The organism is Suttonella ornithocola, assembly GCF_001889065.1.
GTDB lineage: Bacteria > Pseudomonadota > Gammaproteobacteria > Cardiobacteriales > Cardiobacteriaceae > Suttonella_A > Suttonella_A ornithocola.
Map to the genome: position 1 here is coordinate 1 of NZ_LWHB01000052.1, position 8,728 is coordinate 8,728.

10 protein-coding genes, 2 tRNA genes, 1 pseudogene and 1 other annotated feature are annotated in these 8,728 nt (G+C 39.4%); of the genes and pseudogenes, 9 read left to right on the forward strand and 4 right to left on the reverse strand.

What is annotated here, in order from left to right; translation table 11 throughout:
- Both A5N85_RS17560 and A5N85_RS04295 read left to right on the forward strand, forming a co-directional pair.
- Window positions 1-117: transposase (locus tag A5N85_RS17560; RefSeq protein ID WP_211268071.1), on the forward strand; the 117-nt coding region annotated here is incomplete at its 5' end.
- Between the two features lie 126 nt (window positions 118-243).
- Window positions 244-825 (forward strand): annotated as a pseudogene (locus A5N85_RS04295) (histidine phosphatase family protein); the annotation flags it as partial.
- A 45-nt stretch (window positions 826-870) separates the two neighbouring features.
- Here A5N85_RS04295 and A5N85_RS04300 read toward each other — a convergent pair.
- Entirely contained in the window at window positions 871-1,209 is a 339-nt protein-coding gene (locus A5N85_RS04300) for a hypothetical protein (protein ID WP_072576128.1), read from the reverse strand.
- Window positions 1,206-2,258 carry a 3-deoxy-7-phosphoheptulonate synthase AroG gene (aroG, locus tag A5N85_RS04305; RefSeq protein WP_072576129.1) on the reverse strand — a complete coding sequence of 351 codons (1,053 nt, stop codon included), beginning with the start codon at window positions 2,256-2,258 and terminating at the stop codon, window positions 1,206-1,208. Before aroG ends, A5N85_RS04300 begins: the two co-directional genes overlap by 4 nt.
- Window positions 2,259-2,339: 81 nt before the next feature.
- Between aroG and A5N85_RS04310 the strand changes: the two genes are divergently transcribed.
- The 6 genes from A5N85_RS04310 to A5N85_RS04335 all read left to right on the forward strand — a co-directional run bounded on the left by A5N85_RS04310 (window position 2,340) and on the right by A5N85_RS04335 (window position 6,830).
- Entirely contained in the window at window positions 2,340-3,584 is a 1,245-nt protein-coding gene (locus tag A5N85_RS04310; protein WP_072576130.1) for an acetyl-CoA C-acyltransferase, read from the forward strand.
- 51 nt (window positions 3,585-3,635) lie between these two features.
- Window positions 3,636-4,556: an ABC transporter substrate-binding protein gene (locus A5N85_RS04315; RefSeq protein ID WP_072576131.1), complete on the forward strand. Its 921-nt coding sequence runs from the start codon at window positions 3,636-3,638 to the stop codon at window positions 4,554-4,556.
- Window positions 4,557-4,639: 83 nt separating this feature from the next.
- On the forward strand, window positions 4,640-5,647 hold the full coding sequence (locus A5N85_RS04320; protein WP_084601633.1) for a tryptophan--tRNA ligase: 1,008 nt from the start codon (window positions 4,640-4,642) through the stop codon (window positions 5,645-5,647).
- A 150-nt stretch (window positions 5,648-5,797) separates the two neighbouring features.
- Window positions 5,798-5,872, forward strand: a tRNA-Lys gene (locus A5N85_RS04325).
- A gap of 18 nt (window positions 5,873-5,890) precedes the next feature.
- Window positions 5,891-5,965, forward strand: a tRNA-Lys gene (locus A5N85_RS04330).
- Between the two features lie 19 nt (window positions 5,966-5,984).
- Window positions 5,985-6,830 (forward strand): NAD-dependent epimerase/dehydratase family protein, encoded by an 846-nt coding sequence (locus A5N85_RS04335; RefSeq protein ID WP_072576133.1) that lies wholly within the window; start codon window positions 5,985-5,987, stop codon window positions 6,828-6,830.
- Window positions 6,831-7,125: 295 nt separating this feature from the next.
- On the opposite strand, the gene A5N85_RS17565 is transcribed toward A5N85_RS04335, so the two are convergent.
- Window positions 7,126-7,503 (reverse strand): transposase, encoded by a 378-nt coding sequence (locus tag A5N85_RS17565; protein WP_084601635.1) that lies wholly within the window; start codon window positions 7,501-7,503, stop codon window positions 7,126-7,128.
- Window positions 7,504-7,514: 11 nt separating this feature from the next.
- Entirely contained in the window at window positions 7,515-7,868 is a 354-nt protein-coding gene (locus A5N85_RS14580) for a transposase (protein WP_084601634.1), read from the reverse strand.
- Between the two features lie 255 nt (window positions 7,869-8,123).
- Here A5N85_RS14580 and A5N85_RS04350 point away from each other — a divergent pair, with 255 nt between their 5' ends.
- On the forward strand, window positions 8,124-8,417 hold the full coding sequence (locus A5N85_RS04350; protein WP_072576134.1) for a hypothetical protein: 294 nt from the start codon (window positions 8,124-8,126) through the stop codon (window positions 8,415-8,417).
- Window positions 8,372-8,488: a sequence feature (AL1L pseudoknot), on the forward strand. Its footprint overlaps the gene before it by 46 nt.
- Window positions 8,489-8,728: the final 240 nt, after the last annotated feature.

Sequence of the window (8,728 nt, forward strand, 5' to 3'; positions counted from 1 at the left end):
CAATGCCAGCTTTTCTATAAACGCAGTGATATTCAAGCAATCATTGAAGAGCATGGGCATGAAATAGTTTGGTTACCCCCTTATAGTCCAGACTTAAATCCCATTGAAAAGATGTGAGCTTGGATTAAGCAAATACGCAAAGAATGGCGGATGGATTGTATTGATACTTTATTCTTTTATCTGCTTTGGATTGGGTTGGGCTTTAGATGATTTCACTATAGTCGTACTGATAAGGAGGTTTTTTTAACAAAAAACGGAAAAAAGCAAGCTAAATGGATTGGCGAACATTTTCCTTACATTCCTAGCCATATTTTTGTTTCAGAATTTCCGAGGACACATCAAACTTCTGAACCACTCTCTATGCGATTTAAACTCACCCCTACTATTCGACCAGAGCTAAATGAATTTTCGCCTTTAGGACTATCGGTATTAGAGGGAATGAACGGTCGTCAGCGCGCTGAAGCTTATGAACATTATTGGACAACCGCTACCCCAGAAGCGCAAATTGGCGATGATGGCGAGGCTTTTGCAAGCCTTAACGAGAGAATTGAAACTTTTTTATCTCGTTTAGAAGATTATCCTAATGAAAGCGTTATTTTTGGACACGGTATTTGGATTAAGGTGCTGGCTTGGAAGTTACTTGGTTTTCCTATTCATGAGCAAGCCGATATGATTAAACTACGCCGCTTTCAGCATGCTTTTCCCACACCAAATTGCGGCGTTTTTTGTTTAGAAATTTTTAATGACACACAAATTGCCTTAAAAGCACTACCAAATCTTACACCACCAAGTGCTCAACTAAGTAGTAGTGGTTGGCATCTCTAAGATCTTAATAAAATAAAAAAGAGACGAAAATATCGTCTCTTTTTTCTAATGAACTAATCGTTGATAGCAAGTAGCTACTGTTGGAGGAATTATTTCTATTAGAATATTTGTTCTCGTACGCTCATTTGCTAGTTGTAAAAGCTGACTCGTGCTCATTCTCTTTGCCGCTTCTATGCTCGCACAATCGCATACTCTGATTTTATAGTCTTGCGCTTTAGCACCTAAAGTTAATTGCGCAAGATGCCATAATTTCTGTTTACCAAGATAACTATGGCATTCCTGATTCAGCATCCGAGCCGCTAAAGATTGTGTCATCCCCATATCTTTAGAGCTTGTACAGCCAACAAGTAGAGATAAACTGATTAAGAATAATACTGGTTTCATACTACTCGTTTTTGCGCCGCCTGAGCTAAGCGGGACAATAAGCTTTCTGTTTCTTCCCAACCAATACAAGCATCTGTAATACTTTGTCCATAAACCTCTGCTTTACCGTTAACCAATTTTTGGCTACCTGCTACTAGATGGCTTTCAACCATTACCCCAAAAATAGATTGATTGCCTTGTTCAATTTGGTTAGCTACATCTTCTCCAACTAATAATTGACGCTCATGTTGTTTCAATGAATTTGCATGGCTAAAATCAATCATAATTTTTTCAGGTAGTCCGGCTTTACGAAGTTTTTCTTCACAATCGGCTACATCTTGCGCACTATAATTTGGTGCTTTATTACCACCACGAAGAATAATATGTGCGTCTTCATTACCAGTTGTTTCTACAATAGCTGAGTGTCCAAATTTTGTAACCGATAAAAATGAATGTCCCGCGCGTGCTGAACCAATAGCATCTACAGCAATTTGAATATCACCATTGGTCGCATTTTTAAACCCAACAGGACAAGAGAGTCCAGAAGCTAATTGGCGATGCACTTGGCTCTCTGTTGTTCGCGCCCCAATTGCTCCCCAAGCAACCATATCAGCAATGTATTGTGGCGTAATCATATCTAAATACTCTACTGCTACAGGCATCCCCATTTCATTTAAATCTAATAGTAATTTACGCGCCATCCGCAAGCCATCATTGATTGCAAAGCTACCATCTAAAAAAGGATCATTAAGCAATCCTTTCCAACCAACAGTGGTTCGAGGCTTTTCAAAATAAACCCGCATGACAATTTCTAAGCTTGACTGATATTTTTCGCGCAAAGGTAATAGACGTTTCGCATACTCCAAAGCCAAGTTTGTATCATGGATAGAACAAGGACCAATAACAACTAATAGACGCTTATCATCTCCATGTAACATTTGATGAATACTATCTCTTGTATTTTGCGTTGTTTCTGAAGCAACTGATGTCAAAGGAAATTTTTCTAATAACGCGACAGGTGGAAGCAATTGGCGAATATTTTTAATGCGTAAATCGTCTGTATTTTTCATTTTATCTCCTAAAAAAAGTATTTAAATTACCGCATCTGCTGCTAGGATAATAGCCTATGAGGAAAAATCAAAGGAGTTATTATGAAAAACGATATTGTCATTATCGAAGGTCGCCGAACGCCATTTGTCCGTTCAAATGGTCGATTTGCTAACCATAGCAACTTAGAATTAGCTATTCATAGCGTCAACGCATTGCTAAATTCAACCCCTCTCCCGCCAGAAAAAGTTGATACGCTGATTTACGGACATGTTGTGCTTGATCCTCGTGTTCCACAACTCGCGCGAGAAATTGCTTTACAAACACCGCTTTCAGCTAGCACTAGAGCCGTTTCCCTCAATGATAACTGTATTAGCGCATTATCCGCCGCAGAATATGGCGTGTGGACTCTTCAAAATACCAATGCAAAATATGCCATTATTGGTGGTGTAGAAAGTATGAGTAATCCAGCATTAGGTTTTAAAGATAGCGCACGTAGAATATTTATGAAAGCGAATAAAGCAAAAACATTTGGCGAGCGTCTAAAAATCTTTGCAAAACTTCGACCACATCATTTTGCTCCCCAAGCACCCGGCGTAAAAGAGCCTTCTACAGGTAAATCTATGGGAGAACATTGCGAAGAAATGGTTAAGCAATGGAAAATCAGCCGAGAAGCACAAGACCAATGGGCATTTGAAAGTCAACAAAAAGCCGCCTATGCAACAGAAGTCGGCTCACTAAAAGAAGAAATTGCGCCACTTGATGGTCTAACTTTTGATGATACGATTCGCGGTGATACCACACTTGCAAAATTAGCGAAACTCCGCCCAAGTTTTGATAAAAGTTCCGCAGGTAGTATTACTGCTGGTTCTTCTAGTCCATTAACAGATGGAGCAGCTAGCGTTCTCATGGCTACCAGAGAGACAGCTGAAGCAGATGGATTAAAATCACTAGCGATTATCAAAGATATGGAGTTTGCAGCTATCGAACCTGATGAGGGACTATTAATGGCTCCCGCATTAGCGGTTCCTAGATTGCTTGCTCGCAATAATCTAACCTTAAATGATATAGATTTAATTGAGATTCACGAGGCTTTCGCCGGACAAGTATTATGCAACCTAGCGGCATGGGAAAACGGATGGAAAGAACCTGCCATCGGTAAAGCAGATCGCTCAAAAATCAATATCAATGGAGGCTCAATTGCTTTAGGTCATCCATTTGCGGCTACAGGTGCTCGAATTTTAACCACGCTTGCTCATGAGTTAGCTCGACAAAATAAACAATACGGGCTGATTTCTATTTGCGGTGCAGGCGCTACCGCAGGTGCTTTCTTACTAGAAAAAGCCTGATAACTTCCCGCTCTTCAACCGAAGAGCGATATTCCAATTTTTAACAACTATATGAAAAAAATATTAGTACTATCGCTTCTTTTATATACAACACAAAGTTATGCCGCTGATAAACTCAGTGTCATGCTTGATTGGTTTGTCAATCCTGACCAAGCACCTTTAATTATTGCGCAACAAAAAGGATATTTTACTGAGCAGAATTTAGAAGTTGACATCATAGAACCTTCTGATACCAGTCTTGCTCCTAAAATGGCTGCTGCTGAAAAAGTAGATCTCGCCTTTGATAGTCAGCCACAATTAACGGTTCAACTAAGCGAAGGACTACCGCTCATTAAAGTAAGTGCTATTATTGATTCGCCTTTAAATAATTTACTAGCGCGTAAAGACAGTGGAATAAAATCACTATCTGATTTTAAAAACAAAACCATTGGCTACTCAGTCGCGGGATACGATAGCGTCATCCTTGCAGCGATGTTAAAAAATGCTGGACTAAACCTTGATGATGTTAAAACTGTCAATATTAACTGGGCAATTACGCAATCCTTAAAAAGCCAGCAAACCGATGGCGTAATCGGTGCTTACCGAATATTTGAAAATATTGAACTTGCGCAGTCAGGTATCGAACCCATTGCTTTCTATCCCGAAAAGCATGGGATTCCACACTATGAAGAAATGATTTTAGTAGCAAATAAAAATAAAAGTAATGATCCACGTTTTAAACGCTTTAACCTTGCGTTAGAGAAAGCCGTTAACTACATTAAGGAACATCCTGAAGATGCTTGGAATAGCTTTATCAGCTACAAATCAGGGTTAGATAATGCACTTAACAAAGCCTCTTGGCAGGCAACCATTCCGCTTTTTGCTAATAATCCTGCTAAACATGATCCAGCACCATACAAAAAATTTAGCCAATTTTTAAAAGATAATGGACTTACCAAGACACTTATTGACGTTCCGTATTATCAACCATGATTTAAAATCATATTCACACATTCATTATCAATTATTATTTGATAAAAACATACCTTTAGATTAAACCAAACTTTGAGATAAAAATGAAAACAAAACGCGTACTTACTGGTATCAATACCACAGGAATTCCACATTTAGGCAATTATGTTGGTGCAATTCGTCCCGCAATTATTGAAAGTAAAAATCCTGATTTAGACAGTTTTCTTTTCTTAGCTGACCTCCATGCTTTGATTAAATGTCATGACCCCAAACTCATTCATGAATCAACACTTGCAATAGCCGCCACATGGTTAGCCTGTGGTCTAGATCCTGAAAAAGTTGTCTTTTATCGTCAATCAGATATTCCAGAAATTCCTGAACTAAACTGGATACTAAACTGCGTTTGTGCAAAAGGACTAATGAATCGCGCGCACGCTTACAAAGCTGCTATTGACGCAAACATGGAAGCCAATAATAGTGATTCTGACCATGGTATTTCCATGGGGCTATTTTGCTATCCTGTTCTTATGGCTGCGGATATTCTGATGTTCAATGCAACACACGTTCCCGTAGGGCGAGATCAAATTCAGCATTTAGAAATGGCTAGAGATATTGCGGCTCGTTTTAATCATCGCTATCAAGAAGTTTTTACCCTTCCTGAAGCTGTAGTTGATGACAACGTTGCCTTACTAACTGGCACAGATGGACGAAAAATGAGTAAAAGCTATGGCAATACTATCCCTCTTTTTGAACCAGAGAAAAAATTGCGCAAAGCTATTATGAAAATCGTTACCAACAGTCAAGCACCCGGAGAGCCTAAAAATCCCGATGACTCAACGATTTTTGATATCTATCGTGCCTTTGCAAACGAAGCTGAAATTGCACAAATGCGTACTGCTTATCAAGAAGGCATCAGCTGGGGAGATGCAAAACAAGCATTATTCGAACGAATTAACACCGAATTGGCTGAACCTAGAGAAAAATATCATGCACTCATTGCTAATCCGAAAGAAATTGAAAACACCCTGCAAAGAGGTGCAGAAAAAGCAAGAGAAGAAAGCCGTCCATTAATGGCAGATATTAGACAAAAAGTCGGAATTTATACGCTCTAATTTTTTCTTTAAAATTTTATCCCCTTAATAAAAGGATTTTCTTTAACACTTAAGGGGATAAAAAATACTTAAATACCACGTAACTAGAGAAAAAAAGAGAATAAAGCTTGCATAGAAATACATATTAGATATAATGCGCGCTCTTGAAACGGGTCGTTAGCTCAGTGGTAGAGCAGTTGGCTTTTAACCAATTGGTCGAAGGTTCGAATCCTTCACGACCCACCATAAACCCCCTCCTACTTAGGGTCGTTAGCTCAGTGGTAGAGCAGTTGGCTTTTAACCAATTGGTCGAAGGTTCGAATCCTTCACGACCCACCATCTAATTTTAAAAAACCTCATGAAATCTTCCTTAAACCCATTAGTCATTGGTTTAGGTAAAATTGGATCAAGCGTGGTAAATACGCTTGCTCAAAAAAGCATATCCGTCACTGGATTAGCCAGAAATCCCCGAATTCATTATCAGCTATTTACTCAAGCAGATTTTATCCAAGCTGACGCAAGCAATCTAGCAAGCAAAACTTTATTCCCTTTTAAACAAATTATAGTTATTGTGTCACCAGACAAACCTACTCCCGAAGGATATACACAAACATATTTAGCCATTGCTAAACAGCTTTCGGCTTATCATAAACAATTAAAAAACTTAGAGCATCTAATCTTTATCTCTTCAACCAGTGTATATGGGCAAAATAAAGGCGAATGGGTTGACGAAGAAACTCTCCCATTGCGACCAACCAAAGAAAACTCACAAATTCTTTTACAAGCTGAGCGTACCTTTACCGCTGCATTTCAAAATAAAGTCACAATTATTCGTCCAAGCGAAATTTATGGCATGGAACGTCTATATAGAATTCAACAAATACAAAAAAATAACCATTTCTCTTCTATGGAAGAAAAGTGGACCAATAGAATTATGGATAAAGACTTGATTAATATTATTATTCAAGTTTTGCTTTCTCCACACCCTAAAGCGCTTTATCTTGCTACTGACTATCAACCTGTAACCAATCTTCAACTAACAAAATGGTTATGTCACCGATTGAAGTACCCTACTCCAGAATTTTTCAAAAATCATATCACCAGCAGCGGGAAACGCGTTCACAGTAATATTCCACTTGCATGGCTTCAATATCCTGACTGGAAAAAAGGCTATAAAGAGATTTTAGATAAACTTTCTTTTTAAAATTTTAGTAGTGATTTGAAAAGTATGCTAAACATACTTTCTGTGCTTGGCTTCTGCTGGCTTTTTCCATAATGCCGTCTTTTATAGTCAAATCAACTAAAAAACAGGACGTTTTATAAACATTACCTTAGTGCTTCTGGCGGTAAATGGTGTTCTGTTTTTTAGCTGATTGCACTATAATCCTCTTTCTTGCTGGTAATCACAGTTCGAGACCTTTGCAAAAAAACATAAAATAGAGAAATTTCAATTTTTCAAATTTTGAAAACATATTAAAATCATGGTGTTAATTTTGCTACTAGTAGCAAAAATTAGTGTAAAACGGAATTTTGCAGAGGTCTCGGTTTGCTTGGCTGCTGTAGCCTTTATTAGCGTAGACAGTTGTACTTACGTTTAGGTTTTCTAGTAATGACTCAAGATGCTGGCTTTCATGTTCGTTAGCACTGCCGACGTGCAGCTGTTCGATGTAGCCGTCTTGGTCTGCCAGGACGTGTTTTTTGTAGCCTAGAGAGTATTGTCCTTTTTTCTTTGTCCAGAGGGCATCTAGGTCTTTACTGGCTAGGGTTGGTTTGATTGTGCCGTCTTCTCTTGTTTCTATCGCTTTCTTTTGTATGCTGCTTGCGCTTTGGATGATGGTAGCATCAACAATGGCGGTTTCGGCTTTTTCGACTTTCAGTCCTTTAGCTTCTAATTCTCAGTTAAATAGGGTAAGTCACTTTGGCAAAGTACCACTTTCGCTAAGCCAGTTACAGTAGTGGCAAAGGGTGCTGTGGTCAAGTGTGTATGCTTCATCAAAACTACAGAAAGATAAAAATCTAGGCGGGTAATGAGGCTGTATTCAAGCTCAAGATCGGAAAGGTTATACCATTGCCCCAGTAAGATAGCTTTAAACATGCTCAATAGCGGGTAGTTTATCTGCCCTCGCTTGTTCGCGCGCTGTTGCTGGTTTTTCTGCTCAACTAGGTAATGCTCTATCAATTGCCAGCCTATCACTCTTGTCAGTTTGAGTAAGGGATAACGGTCTATGTGCTTATTTATCATGCTTTCGGCGCTATGCTAAAAAAACTGCTCATCATTGCTCCCTTTTTACTTCAATCAGAGTGGTAATTTGAAAGATTTTAATTTTTTTGCAAAGGTCTCTATCTGATTGAGTATGTTTACTCAGATAACAGTACAGAATACAAAGGTAGGTTAGTGCATAGTTTTATCAAAGTCTGTACTGAACCGCCCCGGAATGATCGGAGACTCATCAATCTGAGAGAATAAGACTATGAGTAGTAAAAGATCCCCCCGGAAATGAAAGAAAGAGCCGGTCGTCTACTGATCAAAGTTGAATACGATTACCCATCAAGATGGGCGGCTATTGAGGCTATTACATCTAAAATCGGCTGTAGTAGTGAGACGTTGCGAGCTTGGGATAACAAACATGCAGTACTGGCAACCCCTGAAGCTGTACAGGCACAAGATGCGCTTGAGCGGATAAAAATCCTTGAGCGTGAAAACCGTGAACTGCAACGCAGCAATGAGATCTTGCGCAAGGCAGTAGCTTTTTTCGCACAGGCGGAGCTCGACCGCCCATACAAACGATGATCAACTTTATCGAGCAATATCAGCCGTGTTATGGTGTTGAAGTAATCTGCACGGTATTGCCGACTGCACTCTCTACCTCACCGGCATCAAGATCAGATGAACCATCCTGAGAAACGCTCGGCACGAAACCGTCGTGATCAACAGAGGCTGATACCGATCAAACAGATATGGCAGAACAGTCAATGTCGTTACGGCGCACAAAAGGTATGGCGTCAGCCGTGATAGAAAAAAGCCCGTCTATCTGGGTAGTGAAACACTGCAATATGCTGGTGATTTGGTCAAGCGACACCAATCAGCTATGGGTTGCAGAC

Coding starts and splice junctions, on each gene's coding strand:
- A5N85_RS04300 (WP_072576128.1), bottom strand. CDS start 1,209: ATGAAACCAGTATTATTCTTAATCAGTTTATCTCTACTTGTTGGCTGT.
- aroG (WP_072576129.1), bottom strand. CDS start 2,258: ATGAAAAATACAGACGATTTACGCATTAAAAATATTCGCCAATTGCTT.
- A5N85_RS04310 (WP_072576130.1), top strand. CDS start 2,340: ATGAAAAACGATATTGTCATTATCGAAGGTCGCCGAACGCCATTTGTC.
- A5N85_RS04315 (WP_072576131.1), top strand. CDS start 3,636: ATGAAAAAAATATTAGTACTATCGCTTCTTTTATATACAACACAAAGT.
- A5N85_RS04320 (WP_084601633.1), top strand. CDS start 4,640: ATGAAAACAAAACGCGTACTTACTGGTATCAATACCACAGGAATTCCA.
- A5N85_RS04335 (WP_072576133.1), top strand. CDS start 5,985: ATGAAATCTTCCTTAAACCCATTAGTCATTGGTTTAGGTAAAATTGGA.
- A5N85_RS14580 (WP_084601634.1), bottom strand. CDS start 7,868: ATGATAAATAAGCACATAGACCGTTATCCCTTACTCAAACTGACAAGA.
- A5N85_RS04350 (WP_072576134.1), top strand. CDS start 8,124: ATGAAAGAAAGAGCCGGTCGTCTACTGATCAAAGTTGAATACGATTAC.